Source organism: Phaeobacter sp. S60 (assembly GCF_000826845.1).
GTDB lineage: Bacteria > Pseudomonadota > Alphaproteobacteria > Rhodobacterales > Rhodobacteraceae > Phaeobacter > Phaeobacter piscinae.
Window position 1 is genome coordinate 274,442 of the sequence record NZ_JSWJ01000011.1, and the last position, 19,098, is coordinate 293,539.

At 60.7% G+C, this 19,098-nt stretch carries 17 protein-coding genes; 10 read left to right on the forward strand and 7 right to left on the reverse strand.

Annotated elements, in window-relative coordinates; translation table 11 throughout:
- Positions 1–174 precede the first annotated feature (174 nt).
- The 3 genes from OO25_RS11245 to OO25_RS11255 all read left to right on the forward strand — a co-directional run bounded on the left by OO25_RS11245 (position 175) and on the right by OO25_RS11255 (position 3,330).
- Positions 175–882 (forward strand): glutathione S-transferase family protein, encoded by a 708-nt coding sequence (locus tag OO25_RS11245; RefSeq protein WP_040180162.1) that lies wholly within the window; start codon positions 175–177, stop codon positions 880–882.
- On the forward strand, positions 882–2,255 hold the full coding sequence (locus OO25_RS11250) for an L-serine ammonia-lyase (protein WP_040180163.1): 1,374 nt from the start codon (positions 882–884) through the stop codon (positions 2,253–2,255). Before OO25_RS11245 ends, OO25_RS11250 begins: the two co-directional genes overlap by 1 nt.
- Before the next feature lie 112 nt (positions 2,256–2,367).
- Positions 2,368–3,330, forward strand: coding sequence for a DMT family transporter (locus OO25_RS11255; protein WP_040180165.1), 963 nt, complete (start codon positions 2,368–2,370; stop codon positions 3,328–3,330).
- Between the two features lie 21 nt (positions 3,331–3,351).
- Here the strand turns inward: OO25_RS11255 and OO25_RS11260 are convergent, their stop codons facing one another.
- A complete protein-coding gene (locus OO25_RS11260; protein WP_040180166.1) occupies positions 3,352–4,017 on the reverse strand; it encodes a thiamine diphosphokinase in 666 nt (221 codons plus the stop codon).
- A gap of 139 nt (positions 4,018–4,156) precedes the next feature.
- Here OO25_RS11260 and OO25_RS11265 point away from each other — a divergent pair, with 139 nt between their 5' ends.
- Positions 4,157–6,373 carry a hypothetical protein gene (locus tag OO25_RS11265; RefSeq protein ID WP_040180321.1) on the forward strand — a complete coding sequence of 739 codons (2,217 nt, stop codon included), beginning with the start codon at positions 4,157–4,159 and terminating at the stop codon, positions 6,371–6,373.
- 171 nt (positions 6,374–6,544) lie between these two features.
- Here OO25_RS11265 and OO25_RS11270 read toward each other — a convergent pair whose 3' ends face one another.
- The 3 genes from OO25_RS11270 to OO25_RS11280 all read right to left on the reverse strand — a co-directional run bounded on the left by OO25_RS11270 (position 6,545) and on the right by OO25_RS11280 (position 10,032).
- The gene (locus OO25_RS11270) at positions 6,545–6,790 is read right to left on the reverse strand and encodes a DUF2842 domain-containing protein (protein WP_040174055.1); all 246 of its coding nucleotides are present in this window, start codon (positions 6,788–6,790) and stop codon (positions 6,545–6,547) included.
- Positions 6,790–8,103 (reverse strand): adenylosuccinate synthase, encoded by a 1,314-nt coding sequence (locus OO25_RS11275; protein ID WP_040180168.1) that lies wholly within the window; start codon positions 8,101–8,103, stop codon positions 6,790–6,792. Before OO25_RS11275 ends, OO25_RS11270 begins: the two co-directional genes overlap by 1 nt.
- Positions 8,104–8,424: 321 nt before the next feature.
- Complete coding sequence (locus OO25_RS11280; protein ID WP_040180170.1) at positions 8,425–10,032, reverse strand: GMC family oxidoreductase; 1,608 nt, start codon at positions 10,030–10,032, stop codon at positions 8,425–8,427.
- A 108-nt stretch (positions 10,033–10,140) separates the two neighbouring features.
- On the opposite strand from OO25_RS11280, the gene OO25_RS11285 reads away from it, so the two are divergent.
- The 4 genes from OO25_RS11285 (at position 10,141) to OO25_RS11300 (ending at position 14,301) form a co-directional block, all read left to right on the forward strand.
- A complete protein-coding gene (locus OO25_RS11285) occupies positions 10,141–11,373 on the forward strand; it encodes a TRAP transporter substrate-binding protein (protein WP_040174051.1) in 1,233 nt (410 codons plus the stop codon).
- A 96-nt stretch (positions 11,374–11,469) separates the two neighbouring features.
- Positions 11,470–12,138, forward strand: a complete 669-nt coding sequence (locus OO25_RS11290; protein ID WP_040174126.1) for a TRAP transporter small permease — start codon at positions 11,470–11,472, stop codon at positions 12,136–12,138.
- Entirely contained in the window at positions 12,138–13,496 is a 1,359-nt protein-coding gene (locus OO25_RS11295) for a TRAP transporter large permease (RefSeq protein ID WP_040174049.1), read from the forward strand. Before OO25_RS11290 ends, OO25_RS11295 begins: the two co-directional genes overlap by 1 nt.
- A 10-nt stretch (positions 13,497–13,506) precedes the next feature.
- Positions 13,507–14,301, forward strand: a complete 795-nt coding sequence (locus OO25_RS11300) for an IclR family transcriptional regulator (RefSeq protein ID WP_040180172.1) — start codon at positions 13,507–13,509, stop codon at positions 14,299–14,301.
- Between the two features lie 534 nt (positions 14,302–14,835).
- On the opposite strand, the gene OO25_RS11305 is transcribed toward OO25_RS11300, so the two are convergent.
- From OO25_RS11305 to nthA, 3 genes are read right to left on the reverse strand one after another with little or no spacing between them, the layout of a single operon-like run.
- Positions 14,836–15,192, reverse strand: a complete 357-nt coding sequence (locus OO25_RS11305; RefSeq protein ID WP_040180174.1) for a nitrile hydratase accessory protein — start codon at positions 15,190–15,192, stop codon at positions 14,836–14,838.
- Positions 15,189–15,893: a nitrile hydratase subunit beta gene (gene nthB / locus OO25_RS11310; protein ID WP_040180176.1), complete on the reverse strand. Its 705-nt coding sequence runs from the start codon at positions 15,891–15,893 to the stop codon at positions 15,189–15,191. Before nthB ends, OO25_RS11305 begins: the two co-directional genes overlap by 4 nt.
- Positions 15,890–16,516 (reverse strand): nitrile hydratase subunit alpha, encoded by a 627-nt coding sequence (gene nthA, locus OO25_RS11315; RefSeq protein ID WP_040180178.1) that lies wholly within the window; start codon positions 16,514–16,516, stop codon positions 15,890–15,892. Before nthA ends, nthB begins: the two co-directional genes overlap by 4 nt.
- 249 nt (positions 16,517–16,765) lie before the next feature.
- Between nthA and secG the strand changes: the two genes are divergently transcribed.
- Together secG and OO25_RS11325 are read left to right on the forward strand one after the other, a co-directional pair.
- The gene (gene secG, locus OO25_RS11320) at positions 16,766–17,128 is read left to right on the forward strand and encodes a preprotein translocase subunit SecG (RefSeq protein WP_040180179.1); all 363 of its coding nucleotides are present in this window, start codon (positions 16,766–16,768) and stop codon (positions 17,126–17,128) included.
- Positions 17,129–17,390: 262 nt separating this feature from the next.
- Positions 17,391–19,034, forward strand: a complete 1,644-nt coding sequence (locus OO25_RS11325; RefSeq protein WP_024096471.1) for a CTP synthase — start codon at positions 17,391–17,393, stop codon at positions 19,032–19,034.
- Positions 19,035–19,098: the final 64 nt, after the last annotated feature.

Sequence of the window (19,098 nt, forward strand, 5' to 3'; positions counted from 1 at the left end):
TCCGTCTGGCTCGGCAGCGGCGCTGCCTCTCACAACGGGAGCATAAGCATTTCATTCCGTACACCAAGCCTCGACTTGCGACCCTGCCGGAAGGTTTGCGCAAACTGCGTGTTTCCTATTGGAAACGTCGGAAACGGGCGTTACCAACACCTGCAGACAGCTTAGAATGGTTCCATGATGAACAGCTACCGCCTCCATTACGCTCCCGATAACGCCTCGCTGGTCATCCGGCTGGTGCTGGAGGAGCTTGGCCAGCCTTATGAATGCGTACTGGTTGATCGCAGGGCCAAGGCGCAGACCAGCGCGGAATACCGGGCGCTGAACCCGAACGGGCTGATCCCGGTGCTGGAAACCCCGGACGGGCCAATGTTTGAGACCGCCGCCATTGTGTTGTGGCTGTCCGAACGGCACAGCGCAATGGCCCCGCCCCCTGCCAGCCCAGACCGCGCGGCCTTCCTGAAGTGGCTGTTCTTTGCGTCCAATACGCTGCACGCCGATCTGCGGATGCTGTTTTATCCGAAGAAATACATCGGCCCGGACGCCGATCAGCAATCCCAGCTGCAACAGGTGCTGCGTCAGCGTCTGCATCAGCATCTCACCAACCTTGATCAGGCCGCCGCCGCTCGCCCCTCATGGTTTGGTGCATTGCAACCTTCAGTGTTGGACTATTATCTGGCCTGCCAGATACGCTGGATGGCGCTCTATCCGGCGCAGGCCGACCGATCCTGGTTCACTCTGGCACATTACCCTAGCCTGCAGCGTCTCTGCGCCGGGTTGGAAAGCCGCACTGCCGTGACCGTGGCCTGCGAGGCCGAAGGCCTCGGCCCGGCCCCCTTTACCCAGCCATCCTACGCAAATCCCTCAGAAGGATCAGCCACCTAATGTTCCTCTCCGTTTTCGACATGTTCAAAGTGGGCATTGGCCCCTCGTCCTCGCACACCATGGGGCCGATGGTGGCCGCTGCAAAGTTCCTGGACCTGATGCGCGCCTCGCCGTTTGAATTCCACGGTCTGCGCGCCTCTCTGCATGGCTCGCTCGCCTTTACCGGCGTTGGCCATGCCACCGACCGCGCCACCATTCTCGGCCTCGGCGGGTTTGTCGCCCATGACTACGATGATGAGAAGGCGACCGCCTTCCTCGCTGAACTGGACAAGACCCACACCATGCACCCCGAAGGACTCGGCGCGCTGCATTTCGACCCTAAGGCGGATATGATCTTCGACTATGATCACGCCCTGCCCGGTCATGCCAACGGGATGATCCTGATGGCCACCGATGCGCAGGGTGACGTGATCCTGCGGCAGGTCTATTACTCCATCGGTGGCGGCTTTGTCCTCACCGAGGAAGAATTGGCCGCTGGCAAGGCGACAGACGAAGGCGAGCCAGTGCCCTACCCGTTCAAAACTGCGGCTGAAATGCTGGAGATGGCCAAGGCCAGCGGCAAATCCATTGCCAGCATGAAACGCGCCAATGAGATCGCGCGCGGCTGCGAGGTCAGCCTCGCCAAAGGCACCGCCCGCATCTGGCAAGTGATGAATGACTGCATCAACCGGGGTCTGGAACGCGACGGCATCCTGCCCGGCGGCCTGAATGTGCGCCGCCGCGCCAAGGGGATCCACGATGCCTTGCAGGCCGAACGTGGCATGAACATCAACGCGCCCCACACCATCAATGACTGGATGAGCGTCTATGCAATGGCGGTGAACGAGGAAAACGCCGCTGGCGGTCAGGTGGTCACGGCCCCGACCAATGGCGCCGCAGGCACCCTGCCGGCGGTGATCCGCTACTACCTCGATCATGTGCCGGGCGCGTCAGAGACCCATGTCGAGGATTTCCTGCTGACCGCCGCCGCCATCGCGGGTCTGGTGAAATACAACGCGTCGATCTCCGGAGCCGAAGCCGGCTGCCAGGCCGAGGTCGGTTCTGCCGCTGCGATGTCCGCCGCAGGCCTCTGCGCGGTGATGGGTGGCACGCCCGAACAGGTGGAAAACGCAGCCGAGATCGCGCTGGAGCATCACCTGGGCATGACCTGCGACCCCGTGAAGGGTCTGGTGCAAGTGCCCTGTATCGAACGCAATGGATTGGCAGCGATCAAGGCGGTTTCTGCAGCCTCGCTTGCCCTGCGCGGTGACGGCCAGCACTTCGTGCCGCTGGATGCCTGTATCGAGACCATGCGCCAGACCGGCGAAGACATGCATGACAAGTACAAGGAAACCTCGCTCGGCGGCCTCGCGGTGAACGTGCCGAACTGCTGAAGTCCCAAAAGCTCGTTCTGGCGGGCTGTGCAGCATACACCTCACGCATCCCGCCAGATCCAAATCGCAACCCCTGCTTGCATCCCCATGCGCCCGCGCCTAGCGTGGCCGCATGACCCATGATCGCCCCTCTCTCGGCATCCTTTTGATGCTTGGTTTCTGCATCACCGCCCCGATGGGGGATGCGGTCGCCAAACTGCTGGGGGCGCATATCCCTCTTGGCCAACTGTTGTTTGTCCGCTTTGCTGCTCAGGTTCTGCTGCTCGCCCCGCTGATCTGGGCGACGGGCAGAATCTGGCGGATGCAAGGCCGCGTGTTGCGCCTCACCTTTGTGCGCACGTTGCTACATATCGCAGGCATCGGCGCCATGTTCACCGGGCTGAAACACCTGCCCCTTGCGGATGCGGTGGCGATTGCCTTTGTGATGCCGTTCATCATGCTGCTCCTTGGTAAATATGTGCTGGGCGAAGAGGTGGGCATGATCCGCCTTCTGGCCTGCATTGTCGGCTTTGCGGGCACGCTTCTGGTGATACAGCCCAGCTTTGTGGCTGTCGGCTGGCACGCGCTCTGGCCACTGATGGTGGCGGTGATCTTTGCGCTTTTCATGCTGGTCACCCGCCAGATCGCCAAGGACACCGATCCCGTGGGCCTGCAGGCGGTCTCCGGCACCATGGCCTGTGTGCTGCTGGCCCCCGTGCTGCTGCTGGGCCAGATCGCGGATGTTCCCGTACTGGCGCTGATCACACCAAACGCTGAGCAATGGGGCCTTCTGGCCGCAATCGGTCTGCTGGGCACCGCCGCGCATCTGCTGATGACATGGAGCCTGCGCTACGCGCCCGCTGCCACACTGGCCTCAATGCAATATCTGGAAATTCCGGTTGCCGCCCTGATTGGTCTATGGATCTTTGATGAGCTGCCGAACGGCCTCGCCGCGATCGGCATCCTAATCACCATCGCCGCCGGCCTCTTCGTGATCCTGCGCGAACGCCAGATCCAGCTACAAAAGGCGGCCGCCGACAAGGCTGCGCTGCTGCTCAAGGATCCGCCCCTCGCGCCCGAGCAGCCAGCGGTCTGACCGGCGCTGCCTGTCAGACTTTCACCCCTGCGTCCGTAACGCGGCGACAACATCCGCCAGCCGCGCCCGCGGCAGGATCACCAGCATCCCGGGCCCATCCGCCCTGAGCCGCACCGGCCCCGTCGCCCGGTTGGAAGTCCCGATCCGCGCCATCGGATCCAGCTGCAAGCCCTCAATGGGCCAGGCCAGCCCCTCCGACCAGCCGGTGACCTGCTGCATCGGAAACAGTGACACCACCTCCCCCGCCGTCAGCGGCAGCGCAATCTCACCGCGCAGATGAAACACCACCTCCTGCGGGCCAAGCAGCACGCAAGGACTGGGATGTGGCTGCACCAGCGTATTGAACCCGGCCAGCTGATGGTCAATCCGCCCGCCCAAAAATCCAACACCCAGCACCACCGGCGCGCCGATCATCCGCAGCGCCTTGTCGAAATCCGTAGAGGTCTGTTCGGTCACATGATGCAGCGACCCCGGCGCCAGATCCGCCTGCACTTCCGCCGCCAGCGAATCCAGATCGCCAATCACCGCAACCGGGCGATGCCCCGCTGCCAGCGCATGCGCCGCCCCGCCATCCGCCGCAACCAGCACCGGAGCCAGCGCCAGCGCCACCTCCAGATCATCCGGTCCCAGCACCCCGGCGCCAACCAGCGTCACCGGCTCAACCCGCTCAACAATCAGCTCTTTCATACCAGGATTACTCGCAGAAAAGGAAACAGACCACAATCTGAACACAAAATGATACGATCAATTGCACGGATTCGGGCGCAATTTGACCCCCTGCGCCAGCAACGTAAGCGGCAATGACTTTGGCGAGGACACCTATCCGATGGTACAGAACAACAAGGTTTTGACAGTCTCCTACGGGACTTTTTCCTGCACATTGGAAGGGTTCGACGATTCATTTGGCACCATGAAGGCGATTGCGGAGTATTTTCGCGATCTCGCCTCCGATGACCGTTATTTCGGGGCAGAACCGCCACAGCCGGACGCCGAGATGCTGGCCCGGATTGCCCAGCGTGAGGTTGCCCGCCAGGTCGAGGCCCGCACCAGCGCCGAAGGCATCCACCTGCGCGCCGCCACCCTGACCAGCCCCGCCGCCGAAACACCGACACAGCCCGCAGGTGATGCTCCGCAGCACCGCGCTTCCAGCGCTCTCGCCTCCCCGACTGCGGCTCCGGTCACCGCCGCAGACCCGGTTGAGCCGACCGCCAGACGCGTTGAAGCCGCGCCGCAGATCCAGCCCGCCGCCGAGGCCCCAGTTCAGGTGGCAGAGGTACCGCTGCAGCCAGTGCAACAGACTGCGCCCGCCGCACCCGTCGCCGCTTCGGCTGATACGGCTGTGGCCGAGACTGTGGAACCCGAGGCGGTCCAGGCCGATCCCGCTCAGGCCGAGACTGACAGCTCCGCCGAAAGCATCGCCGCCAAGCTGCGCCGCATTCGCGCGGTTGTCGCCAAGACCCCAACGGAGGAGTTCACCGAAGATCAGCACGCCGAACAGGCGCGCGAAGACGCGGTGAAAGACATCACCAATGCGCTCTCCGCCGATCACGATGCGGTGGATGCAGAGAGCGCGGATGAGACACCCACAGAAACCGCCGATGCCGACAGCGACGCCGATATCGCCGAGGCGCTGAACCGCCTCGACCTTGGAACAGACACTGACGCCTCTGACACACCGGCCATCCCCAACGTGCCCGAAGGCGCTGAGGCGTTCTTCGCCGATAGCGGCACAGCCGAGGCTGAGGATGACACCTCAGATGAAGAGACCCGCGATGATCTGAACGGTCTGGATGATATCGCCGCCGAACAGGACAGCGATACGCCCGCTGCGACCTCCCAGCCCGAAGAGACCGAAGAGACTGAGGTCACAGCTGACGCGGCCGAACCCGCAAAACCCGAAACGCCGCGCAAGCGGGGCCGCGTGCTGCGCGTCAAGCGTCGCGAGATCGAAGGCGCCATGGCCAGCGGCACGCTGGAAGCGGTCGATGATGAGGCCAGCGCCCCAGCGGCTGACAGCACCGCCACACTGGCCCCCCAGACCAGCACACCCGCGTCAGAACCTGCCACCGACAGCAGCCTGTCCCCCGATGACGAGGCCGAACTGCTGGCCGAACTCGCCGCCGTAGAGGCAGAATTGCTCGGTGCTGACGATATCGATGATATCTCAGATACGCAGGCGGCCTATGACGACGAAGATGACAGCGCTGAGCTGCAGCCTGACGACACGGCAACGCGCCAGCACCCTGCGCAGCTGACAGAGGCCCCCCAACCCATCAGCACCCCGCAGGAGGCCGCCGCATCCGTGGCGCCGCAACCGGGCCCCAAACGCGGCGCCACCAGCACCGCCGACGGCGATATTGCCCGCCTGATGGCCGCCGCCGACGAACGTCTGGAAGACCCCGAAAACAGCACCTCGCGCGAAACCTACAGCCAGCTGCGCGCCGTTATGGCCGCGGCCTCCACCGAACGCAGCGCCGGTGGCGCCTTGGAAAACAAAGATGACGCGCAGGTCTACCGCGATGATCTGGCCAGCGTGGTGCGCCCGCGCCGCCCCGATGCCCGCCCGACCTCCAGCGGTGAGGGCCGCAGCGGCGCCGACCAGCGCCCCGCCAAACCCGCCAGCCGCCCGGCACCACTGAAACTGGTACAGGAACAGCGCATCGACGACAGCAGCGCCGCCCCAGCCGCACCGGTGCGCCCGCGCCGGGTCTCCGCTGCGATCCTGGCTGAAGACTCCCCGGCAACCAGCGCCACCGAAGGCGGCTTCGCCGCCTACGCCGAAGAAACCGGCGCAGTCGAACTCGGCGAGCTGCTCGAAGCCGCTGCCGCCTATATGAGCTTTGTAGAAGGGCGCGATCACTTCTCCCGCCCGCAGCTGATGAACAAGGTTCGCGGCGTCGACGGGACCGAATTCAACCGTGAAGACGGGCTGCGCAGCTTTGGCCAACTCCTGCGCGAAGGCAAGATTGAACGCGCCGACAACGGTCGCTTCACCGCCTCCGGCCAGATCGGCTTTCAACCCGGCAACCGCGCTGTCGGCTGATCCCTGACCCCCGTGCAACACATGAAAAAGGCGGCCCGCAAAGGCCGCCTTCTTTCTGTCTAGGGCAAGATGTTCAGGGCAAACCGCCCGTCATCTTTCCACAAATACTCCGGGGTGAATTGACCGCAAGGTCAAGAGGGGCAGCGCCCCTTCCCCGCCAATATCATAAACTCAGCCCTGATCCTGATCCGGGTCATTGGGATCCGCCTTGCCGACACCGCGAAAGACGAATTTGAACGGCAGGATCCACAACACCCCCAATAGGACATAGACCACCAACTCCACCAGCAGCGAGGGCCGGTCGAGCCAGCTGACCACATTGACCGCCAGCACGATATAGAGCGGCATGCCGATCAGCAGGATCACCAGCGCCCAGCGCCGCCGCGCCTTGTAGCTTAGACCACCTTCGTCAGACATCAGTCAGCAAAGGGATCGGTCACCAGAATGGTGTCGTCCCGCTCCGGGCTGGTGGACAAAAGCGCAACCGGGCAGTCGATCAGCTCTTCCACGCGCTTCACGTATTTGATGGCATTGGCCGGCAGATCGTTCCAGCTGCGCGCCCCTTCAGTGCTCTCGCTCCAGCCCGGCATCTCTTCATAGATGGGGGTGCAACGCGCCTGCTGGTCAGCTGCGGTCGGCAGATAGTCCAGACGGCTGCCGTCCAGCTCGTAGCCGACACAGATCTTCAGGGTTTCAAACCCGTCCAGAACATCCAGCTTGGTCAGCGAAATCCCGGTGATACCTGAGGTGGCACAGGTCTGGCGCACAAGGCAGGCATCAAACCAGCCACAGCGCCGCTGACGGCCGGTGGTGGTGCCAAACTCGTGACCACGGGTGCCCAGACGCTCACCATCTGCATCCGGGGTGCCATCCGCATTCAGCAACTCGGTCGGGAACGGGCCTTCACCCACACGGGTGGTATAGGCCTTCACAATGCCCAGCACATAATCAATGGAGCCCGGACCAATGCCCACACCTGTGGCCGCCTGACCGGCGATCACATTGGAGGAGGTCACAAACGGGTAGGTCCCAAAATCAATATCCAAGAGCGCGCCCTGCGCCCCTTCAAACAGGATCCGTTTGCCTGCCTTGCGCTTCTCGTTCAGCACTTTCCACACCGGCGCGGCAAAGGGCAGGATCTCTTTGGAGATCTCTTTCAGCTGAGCAATCAGCCCGTCACGGTCCACCGCCTCAATGCCCAGGCCTTTGCGCAGCGGATCATGGTGCTGCAGCGCACGATCAACGCGGGCAATCAGGGTCGCCTCATCCGCCAGATCCGCCACGCGGATCGCCCGGCGGCCCACTTTGTCCTCATAGGCCGGGCCAATGCCGCGCCCGGTGGTGCCAATCTTGGTGCCCTTGGAGGCCGCCTCTTCGCGCGCCCGGTCCAACTCGCCATGCAGCGGCAGGATCAGCGGCGTGTTTTCTGCAATCATCAGCGTCTGAGGGGAGATATCCACGCCCTGCGCGCGCACGGTCTCGACCTCTTTCATCAGGTGCCAGGGGTCCAGCACCACGCCATTGCCAATGACCGAGAGCTTGCCGCCGCGCACCACACCCGAGGGCAGCGCGTGCAGCTTGTAGACTTTGCTGTCGATCACCAGCGTATGACCGGCGTTATGACCGCCCTGGAAACGCGCAATGACATCAGCGCGCTCGCTGAGCCAATCGACAATCTTGCCTTTACCTTCGTCACCCCACTGGGCGCCGACTACCACGACATTGGCCATCTCAGGTCCTCTGTATGCTGGTTGAAACCGACGCTCCGTATAACGAGGCAGCGCAGACAGGGGAACCGGTTTTTCGCCGCACCCCGCCTGCGCACCGCTTTTCCGCAGGATATCGTGCGAAAGTGGCCCGAAGCAGGCCTGAGCCCCGTTGCGTCGGGCAACCGGACAACGCTCCGCGCACCCAGGCCCGCTCTCCAGCCCCCGCCCCGCTCAGGCCTCTGAGGCCCGGCGATTCCCCCTCCGGCTTCAGGGACCTCCGGAGAACGGTGCACTCACGGCAGGCCGCCGCCCTAGCAGTGACGCCTACAATCTGGCCTTTCCCTAGCTCGATGTCTTGGTAGACTGAACGATGAGCTCACTGGCCTTTTCTCCTATCATTATCGCAGGAGCATTGGTGTTTCCGCTCACAATTTCAGGCATGATAGAACAATCAGCAACCCGTAACCCGGTTATGCCGTGTACCCGCAGCTGAGCATCAACAACGGCTTGTGCGGACCGGCCCATCATGCAGGTTCCCGTAGGGTGGTAGATCGATGCGGTGTTGTTGCGCACCCAGTCCAGTGTTGCGTCATAGTCCTCCATGTCTAAACTGGCGTGCGGGCGAAATTCTTCCGATATCTTGGACGTCAAGGGAGCATGTCGAGCAATTTTGCGGGCAATATTCACCCCATCGACCAGGGTCTGACAATCTGTTTGCGTCGAGAGGTAATTGGGGAAGATCTTTGGATAGGCGCTGGGATCACTGGATCTCAACCGGATCTCACCACGAGATTCGGGGCGAAGCTGGCAAACCGACATAGTGAAAGCCGAGAATTTGTCAGCGCCTTTGCCAGGGTTTTCCGCAGACAGTGGTTGGACATGAAATTGGATGTCAGGGGTTTGCAAATGAGGGCGCGTTTTTAGGAACCCGGTGGCAAGGCTGGCGGCCATAGTCATCGGACCCGCCCGGAACATCAGATACTTCGCACCGATCTTCGCCTGCCCCAGCAGAGAACTGACTTCGTCATTCAGGGTTGGTTCGTTACACTTGTAGACCAGTCGGGCCTGCAAGTGATCCTGCATATTCTTGCCGACGCCAGGCAGATCAGCGATCACGTCTATACCATGTTCAGACAAGTGCTCGGCCTCGCCAATGCCGGAAAGCATCAGGATTTGCGGCGAATTGATGGTCCCACCAGATAGGATCACTTCACAATTTGCGTTGATGACATGCGTGTTACCAGACCGATCTTTATAGGTCACACCGGTTGCACGCTTCCCTTGTATTACCACACGCTGCACATGGGCATGGGTGATGATCTGTAGATTTGGCCGTGACTTGACCGGGTTCAAAAAAGCCACGGCTGACGAACAGCGTCGTCCATTGCGCGCCGTGAGTTGGAAGAACCCAACCCCTTCCTGATCGGCACCGTTGTAATCAGGGTTAAATTTGTAGCCTGCGGCCTGGGCCGCAGCGACCCAAGCATCGGTAATAGGGCGTTGGATGCGCATGTTTGATACAGAAAGCTCGCCCCGATCGCCATGAAAAGCGTCGCCGCCTCGTTCATTGTTTTCGCTTCGTTTGAACAGGGGAAGAACATCATCCCAGCCCCAGCCTTCGTTGCCCATCTGGCGCCAGCGATCATAATCCTGCGATTGCCCACGCACATAGAGCAACCCATTGAGCGAGGAAGAACCGCCGAGGACCTTTCCGCGGGGCCATTCGATTGATCGGCCATTCAGACCCGGATCAGGTTCCGTTTTGTAACACCAGTCGACCTTCGGGTTGTGGATGGTTTTGAAATAGCCAACAGGGATGTGGATCCAAGGGTTGATATCTTTTCCGCCCGCTTCGAGTAGAACCACCTTTTTGCGAGGGTTCGCACTTAGCCGGTTGGCAATGACACAGCCCGCAGAACCGGCACCCACGATGATATAGTCAGCGTCCAAAACTCGTCCCTCCCGTTGCTCACGAAAAAAAGTCTATGCAGATTGCATGAATTGAGCTAGCGTTTTTGAGATAAAACGTCTCAATAATTTCATCTAGGGAGGGAAACTATGGGACTCAAGGAGAATCTACATCGCATCTCGCGGCGGGACTTGTTCCGCGTCGCAGGCCGCTACGGCATGAGTTCGACTCTTTTGGCAGCGGGGGGCTTTGGAGGTGCCATCAGTCTGGCCAACCTCGCATCAGCAGCTGAATCTACCTACGACAAGCGTTATGCAAAGCCCGCAAAGCATACGCTCAAGTTTGGCGCCTCTGGATTTAACGCCCAAAATCTACTAATTGAGCGCGCTGGCGCCTTGGAATTCGCTCGTGATTTGGAGAGCCGTACGGACGGGGAGATCCGTATTGAGTTCATCGGCAACAACCAAATCTGCGGCCAGACTTCATGTGTTGAAAAGACACAGCAGGGCATTGTCGATATTTATGCAGCCTCGACCCAGAACTCGGCCGGAGGCGCGCCCTATCTCAATGTTCTTGACTACGCCTACATGTTCCCCGGTCGGGCTTCACAGTATCATTTCCTGTACAGCCCGGACTCACAACGCATTCTGCGGGATCCATTGGAAAAACGGCACGGGCTGAAATTCCTGTTCAGCCATTGCGAGCTGCGCGGCATTCAGCTGGGTCTGGGTTGGGAAGACAAACCCACCGTGACCAAGCTGGAGCAGCTTTTTGGCACCAAAAACCGAGTGACCGGAACCCAGCTGGGCCGAATTGCCATGCAGGCGCTGAACCTCAATCCCGTTCCAGTCGCCTGGGAAGAAACGCTGGACGGGCTGAAGCAGGGCCTGATTGATGGTGCGGAAACTTGGGCCTCTGCTGTGGCCTATGCCAATATGTCACCAGTGGTCAGCCAGTCGGTAGACCTGAAATTCTTCTGCGGCACCGAGCACACCTCTATGAGCGCCTCTGTCTTTGACAGTCTCGAGGGGTATCTTCAGGACGCGGTGATGGAGAGCGCCTATTGGGCTCAGACCCATGTGCAGGCCGCAAATGAGGCGGCACTGGTTAAAACGGTCGGTCATTCCGACCCGCAAATGCCGGGGACGATTTTTGCTGAAAACAACGTGCGCAACGCGTTCCTCGCTGATGACCAGATCAGGATGGCCGAGGAGATGTGCTCGCCAGAGTTTCAGCCTCAGCTCTGGGAACAGTGGCGAGACCGCCTGAACAAATGGGCAGGTGGCATTGATACCTATCAGGAAATCTATGACATCGCGCGCCAGGTACCCAAGGACATGAAACCTGAAAATGTCGAACCTCGCCGGTGGTGGAAAGCCTAAAACCCGATACCATAGATAAGGATCGGCGTGCAGTTGCGCGCCGATTTCACTTGTCCGAGCACCGGGCGCAACGCGGTGGACATCAGGGAGGAAGAAATGGGACTCTGGTCTGAGATCAGCGACATATTTAAGGCGTTCATGTCGCAAGATAGTTGGGAAATCCGCAATGCGCTCCAAACACAAGGCGCTTGGGTCTTCGGAACAGTTGCCACCGCAGTGAGTGGTCTGACTATGCTATGGATTTACAAGCTGGTGCCCTGGCTGGACCGCCATCTGGAGCGCACCGTGATGGTCTATAGCTATCTGGCGATTGCCTTTATCATTTTTTGGGGCGTTATCGACCGCTTCATATTCTCCAATCAGCAGCCCTGGTCAACAACCATCCCGCCGCTGCTGTTTATGATCATGGCCTGGTTTGGAGCTGCCTTTAATGTGCGACTGCGGACCCACCTCAGCTTTGCCGAGTTTCGAACCATGATGCCCCGCAGCGGGCAGTTGGCCTGTCTGATGTTGGATGCCGTGTTGTGGTTTGTGTTTGCGGTGATCGTACTGGTCACAACCACCCGAATGACAGCCCTATCGGCGTCAAATTTTCAGATCGTTCTGGGCACCGACAATGTCATGCAGTGGTGGTTCCTGATCACAGCGCCAATGTCCTTTGTGTTGATGGTGGCGCGGGTGTTTGAAAACTTGATTGAGGATTTTGCAAACTGGCGCTCTGGCGCGCCGCTTATCAAACAGGCTGTAATCGGAGGGGACATCTGATGACGGACGGCTCCTGGGTCACGCTGATCTCGCTGGGTGTTACCTTCCTTTTCATGCTGGGCGTACCGGTGCTGCTGGTCATTGCATATTGGGTGATCGGCTGCTCGTTTGTGCTGGGGCTGACGCTCGACAATATGGGCGCTGAGCTGCTGAACGTCTTCAACAAAGGTTTTGCCCTTTTGGCGATGCCGTTGTTTATCCTCACTGGGGATCTGATCAACCAGTCAGGGATTGCCCGGCGACTATCGGATTTCGCATATGCCTGTCTGGGCTGGCTGCGGGGCGGACTTGCCATGGCAGCCCTTGGGGCTTGCGGCTTGTTTGCGGCCATTTCCGGCTCCAATTCCGCGACGACGGCAACCATCGGGTCGATGCTGCATCCCGAGATGGTCAAGGGTGGCTATGACGAACGCTTTTCAGCAGCCACGGCAGCTGCGGGCGGTACGGTGGGGATTATCATCCCACCCTCGATTATCTTTATTGTTTATGGCTTTCTGTTAAACTTACCGATCTCGGAACTGTTTGTCGCCGGCATCCTGCCAGGAGCACTCATGGTGATCGGGATGCAATTGGCCTGCTGGACCATCTGTCGGATCAACGGCTGGGGACATTTGATCCCACTGCAACTCACCCGCGTTCTAAAAACCGCTTTTGGAGCCTGGCTCGGTTTTTTCGCAATTGGGCTGGTTCTCTGGGGTATTTATACAGGCAAATTCTCTCCGACTGAAGCGGCAGGTGTTACTGTTGGGTTTTGCGTGATTGCAGGGCTGGTCAGCTATCCGTTGAACCTGATCATGGGATCACGCAAGGATAGGCCAATATCAGAAAAATCCTACGCTGAGATGCTGGTGGTCGAAGGTTTTACCATCCGGCAAATCCCAGCAGTGGTGGTGCGATCAGCTCAGATCACCGGCATTCTGGCGCCGCTTATTGCTATCTCTGTGGTGATGCAACAAATCCTGTCGCTATTAGGTGCGCAGCAAACCATCGGCGATTTTGTTACTTCGATGGGGGGCTACCACGCGGTGCTCTTCACATCGATGGTGATCGTGTTCTTCTCTGGCATGGTGTTGGAAAGCCTGCCTGTGACCATTATCCTCGCGCCAATCCTCGCACCCATCGCGGCCTCAGCTGGGATAGATCCAATCCATTTCTCGGTGATCTTCCTGGTGGGAGCCTCGATTGGCTTTATCACGCCGCCTTACGGGCTTAACCTCTATGTCGCATCTGGAGTGACGGGCGTTCCCTACTTCCGACTGCTGCGCTATACCATGCCTTACCTTGCAGCATTGATTGGTGTCTGGGTACTGGTTGCGCTGGTTCCCGATCTGGCGCTGATCCTGCTGCCCAACAGATAGATGTGACGCCATGCCCGACCGGACGAGCCCCCCCAAAGAAACACAGATTCCAACAAACCTGCGGCTGCTGTTGATTCTGGAGGAGGTTGTCCGGCGGGGCGTCGCAGTAAAGCCTGCACAATTGGCTGAGGCTCTGGGCCTGCCAAAGCCCACCCTGCACCGGCTATTGCAAACCGCCGAGGAAGAAGCCTTCCTACAACGCGATCTCGATGGGCGCTCCTATGGACCCGGCCCGAGACTGCGGTCACTGGCGGTGAACACAATTTCATCCGAACATCTGCGCACGGCCCGACTGGCCATCCTAAAGGCGGTAGCTGAGGAAATCGGAGAAACCTGCAATTTGGCGACGCCAGATCGCGAAGGCATGACCTATCTGGACCGTGTTGAGACCAAATGGCCGCTGCGCATTCAGCTTCCGATCGGTACCCAGGTGCCGTTTCACTGCACGGCTAGCGGCAAGATGTATCTGTCGACATTGCGGGCTGCGACCTTAAACAGCGTGCTCTCAGCCCGGGCTCTGGAGCCACAGACCGACAAGACAATCACCTCTCCTGATGCGCTGCGCGCAGAGCTGCAAAAAACCCGTGAACGGGGCTACTCGACCGATGACGAGGAATTCATGACTGGCATGGCTGCGATTGCTGTGCCGATCCTTGATACTCAAGACAGACTGATGGCAACCCTTTCGGTTCATGCCCCGGTTCAACGTCACTCGCTGAGCCAGATTCTCGAGTTTCTCGAACCCCTGAAAACCGCTGCGATGCGCTTGACCCAGCTGCACGAGGATCTATCGACCGGCAACTGATGTCGCGAAACGCCCTTAGTTCGGCTGCTTCAGGAAGACAGGCAACACTTCGCAAATCGCGCCTCCTGCGCGCTGCTATCGCACCCTGCCATCGCGCCCGCCCCCGTTGCCTCCTCACCGCGCGCCCTCTTCACGATCATTACCCACAAATCTGCCAGACTGATCGCTGATCGATCACCTCTGCGCAGCCGGAGTAACCGCCCTGCTGCGCCACCAACCAAGACGACCCAAGATCGGCTCCGCATCCGCATGGTGCTGCGTAAGACCGCAGTTGGCACGCCAAACAATGCGGGGGCAGATCAGGATATCCTGTCCGCCAGGCCCCACCCGGGCCTGACCAGAGCTTTAGCGGCGGCGCCGCCCTCTTTTCTTTTCATCCGTAGGAGGAGACACCGAATAAACCCCATCAGACCAAGGGGTCACACCGGAGACATCCAGCCGCAGACACCAACACAGCGCCATGCCCCCAACAGTGTCTGAACCCCCTGTTTACGAAGCCGCCGCAGCGGCCCTGCCCGTTGTGCATAACGCGGGCTAGCCCTCCTGCGCTGCGGGCTCTGCCAGCCGAACCGGTTGGCCATGAGGCGTGGCGAGATAGGCCGCCTCCCATTTCAGGCGCATATCTGCGGCGTCCTCGACCGCCACTGTTCCGGCCTCGGCCAGATAGTGTTCCAGCGTTTCCAGCCAGGCGGCAAAATAATCCTCGCCACCATTCAGATCCTTCGCCAACCCGTGACGGCGCAGCGTCGCAGAAAACCGCGCCACCCAGTCGCCCCAAGAAAACGCCCCGCGTTCATTCAGATGCACCGTCAGCGCAAAGACCTGCGCGTGCCAGGGCTGCCCGAAGACCGGGTCCGGTTGCGCCTGTGTCAAACTCTCAAATCCGCTCATACCGCCTCCAGATAGCTCTGCCACAGGTCCAGCACCACCTCGTCACCCGGATGCTCCGGCGCGCTCCACAGGTCCGATGCCGCAAAGGCCACCGCATAGAGCGGCTCTGGTGCCTCCCCCAGACCATGGGCGGCACTGTCAGGCAGGACATGCGTCCCATGCACCCGCACAATCCACCCCCGCGCTCCAACCGCATAGGTCGGCAGCCGCGTGTGGCCGCCCGCCACCAACCGATTGCCACCGGGGCGGCGACAGCGCACAGGGTCACCAGGGGCAAAGGCAACGGCCACATCACTGGGGCGATCCGCCGGACCACCCTTGGCCAGTGCTGCGGCCACATCCGCCGCCTTCAGGGCACGGGCAGCCAGCGGATGCGGGGCCGCGCGATCTGGGCCCGTGCCATCCTTGCCGTCAGTGGCTGTGGCAAGATCCTTGGCGCTCAGCACCTGTTTTTCCACCAGCAGCGTTGCCAAACCCGCCAGCCATTTCTCGTAGTAGGAAAACCGCGTGTAATCCAGCGGTGCCAGCCGTTCGCGCGCATGGCGCGACGTGTCGATATTCCACTGCCCCAACGCGCCGCAGGCCAGCGTTATCGCCAGCGCACGGGCGTGCCAGTCTTCGGCAAAAACCGGGGCGCCCTGCGGTTCGGGCGTCACCGGCCCATCGCCGAATCGTCCCCCCATGTCATGGACCCGGCTCATGACGCCGCCACCTCGGGCGCGATCGCCAATCCTGTGCCGATCATACTGTCACGGCTCACCAATGCGGCCAGTTGTTCTTCGCTCATCCCTTCGCTGCCCTCGGGTCGCATCGGCAGCACCAGATAGCGCACCTCGGCCGTGGAGTCCCAGACCCGCACCGATGTGTCCGCAGGCAAGGTCACGCCAAACTCCGCCAGCACCCGGCGCGGCTCACGCACAGCGCGGGCGCGGTAGGCATCCGATTTGTACCACCCCGGCGGAATGCCCAGGAGCGGCCACGGGTAACAGCTGCACAGGGTACAGACGACCATATTGTGCTGCGCGGGGGTGTTCTCGACCACCACCATATGCTCGCCCTGACGGCCATAATAGCCCAGATCCGCCAGCACCGGATCGGCGTCAGCCAGCAACGCGGCCTTGAAGTCCGGATCGTGCCAGGCGCGGGCCACCACCCGCGCGCCATTCGCAGGACCGATGCGGTTCTGATAGGTGTCGATAATCTCATCCAGAGCGGCCGGATCAATCAGCCCCTTCTGGGTCAGCAGGGTTTCCAGCGCCTTGACGCGCAGGGCAGGATCCGGGGGCAAGAGGCTATGCGGGGCGTCAGCGTGATCATGAGGCATGGGGTGAGACTGCCCGCCACAGCGCAAACCTGTCCAGTCACAATCCGTCATGGATGGGATCAGCGGGCCTGATGCAAGGCGCCACCGCCTCCTCCCGCAGGCGCCGATCCTGCGCTATTTCCTGCACATTTCAGCCGCCTCAGAGGCCATAGCGCCGCGTTCTCCACGCTTCGACAAACTGAGCCCTTGCCCCTCAGAGCAATCTTCCCTATTTACCGCCCGATACTCAGCCAACCGCCGTAGGATCCTATGGAAAACGTCGTACTCATCATCCATCTTCTTCTGGCCTTGGGGCTGATTGCCGTTGTCCTCTTGCAGCGTTCCGAAGGCGGCGGCCTTGGCATGGGCGGCGGCGGTGGCGGGGCCATGTCTGGCCGGGCCGCAGCCACCGCGATGAGCAAGCTGACCTGGATCCTGGCCGTGGCCTTTATCGGCACCTCGATCACGCTGACCATTCTGGCGGCACAGAAATCCGCAGGCTCTTCGGTCGCGGACCGCCTGAGCGCCCCTGTCGCAGAGGGTGCCGCTGATGCCCCCGAAGCGCCGCTCGGCAGCGATCTGCTGCCGCCGGTTCAGGGCGACAACGCACCGCTGGTTCCCAGCGCAGACTAAATCCGGCCCTTCGGGTCCGGACCTTTGGATCGGCCCGGCGGATCTCACCGCTTTGGGCAGATCCGACAATGACCACTGCGTCTGACGCGGGATTCGCGAGAATCCACTACACTTAGAATGAACAAAAGCAGCCGTAACAGCATCTTGCGGCTTGCTTGCGCATTTTGCGCGAATCCTTTATACGTAAAGCCCCGTGATGCTGCGGTTTCTGCAACCGCCGGGCAGCTGAATTCTGACTTCTCACGGGGGCAGCCGAACACTCATGGCGCGTTTCATTTTCATTACTGGCGGTGTTGTATCATCTCTGGGCAAAGGGCTGGCATCCGCCGCTCTTGGGGCACTTCTTCAGGCGCGCGGCTATTCCGTCCGCCTGCGCAAACTGGACCCCTATCTGAACGTCGATCCGGGCACGATGAGCCCGTTCGAACATGGCGAAGTCTTCGTAACTGACGACGGCGCCGAAACCGATCTCGATCTGGGCCACTACGAACGGTTCACCGGCGTGGCCGCCCGCAAGACCGACTCGGTCTCCTCGGGCCGGATCTATTCCAACGTGCTGGAAAAGGAACGCCGTGGAGATTACCTCGGCAAGACCATTCAGGTCATTCCGCATGTGACCAATGAAATCAAAGACTTCATCTCCATCGGCGAAGATGAGGTTGATTTCATGCTCTGCGAAATCGGCGGCACCGTCGGCGACATCGAAGGTCTGCCCTTCTTTGAGGCGATCCGTCAGTTCGCCAATGACAAGGCGCGCGGCCAGTGTATTTTCATGCACCTCACCCTCCTGCCCTATATCAAGGCCTCCGGTGAGCTGAAGACCAAACCGACCCAGCACTCCGTGAAGGAGCTGCGCTCTATCGGTCTGGCCCCCGATATTCTGGTCTGCCGCTCCGAGGGTCCGATCCCGCATAAGGAACGCGAAAAACTGGCGCTGTTCTGCAACGTGCGCGCCGACTCGGTGATTGCCGCGCAGGATCTGAAATCCATCTATGAGGCGCCGCTGGCCTATCACCGCGAGGGTCTCGATCAGGCGGTTCTTGATGCCTTTGGCATTGCCCCTGCCCCGAAACCCAAACTGGCCCGCTGGGAAGATGTGGCTGACCGCATCTACAACCCCGAAGGCGAAGTCAAAATTGCCATCGTGGGCAAATACACCCAGCTGGAAGACGCCTATAAATCCATCGCCGAGGCACTGACCCATGGCGGCATGTCGAACCGCGTGAAGGTGAAGATCGAATGGGTCGACGCCGAGCTGTTCGACAAGGAAGACGCCGCGCCTTACTTGCAGGGCTATAACGCCATTCTGGTTCCCGGCGGCTTTGGCGAGCGCGGCACCGAGGGCAAGATCAAGGCGGCGCAATATGCCCGCGAGCACAAGCTGCCCTATCTGGGCATCTGCCTTGGCATGCAGATGGCGGTGATCGAAGCCGCGCGCAACGTTGCAGGTATCTCCGAGGCGGGTTCGGAAGAATTCGACCACGAGGCGGGCAAGAAACGCTTTGAGCCGGTGGTCTATCACCTGAAAGAATGGGTGCAGGGCAACCACACTGTCGCGCGCAAGGTCGATGACGACAAGGGCGGCACCATGCGTCTGGGCTCCTACAACGCCACGCTGGCCGAAGGCTCCAAAGTGGCCGAGGTCTATGGCACCACCAAGATCGAGGAACGCCACCGTCACCGCTATGAGGTGGACACCAAATACCGCGAGCAACTGGAGGCCTGTGGCCTCAAATTCTCCGGCATGTCCCCCGATGGTCGCCTGCCGGAAATCGTCGAATGGTCTGATCACCCCTGGTTCATCGGCGTGCAGTTCCATCCGGAACTGAAATCGAAACCGTTTGATCCGCACCCGCTGTTCGACGATTTCGTTCGCGCCGCCAAGGAAGCCTCGCGTCTGGTGTGACGCCCGGCGCCGCATGCGCCACAGATCATTACAACGAAAAAGGCAGGCCCGTGCGGTCTGCCTT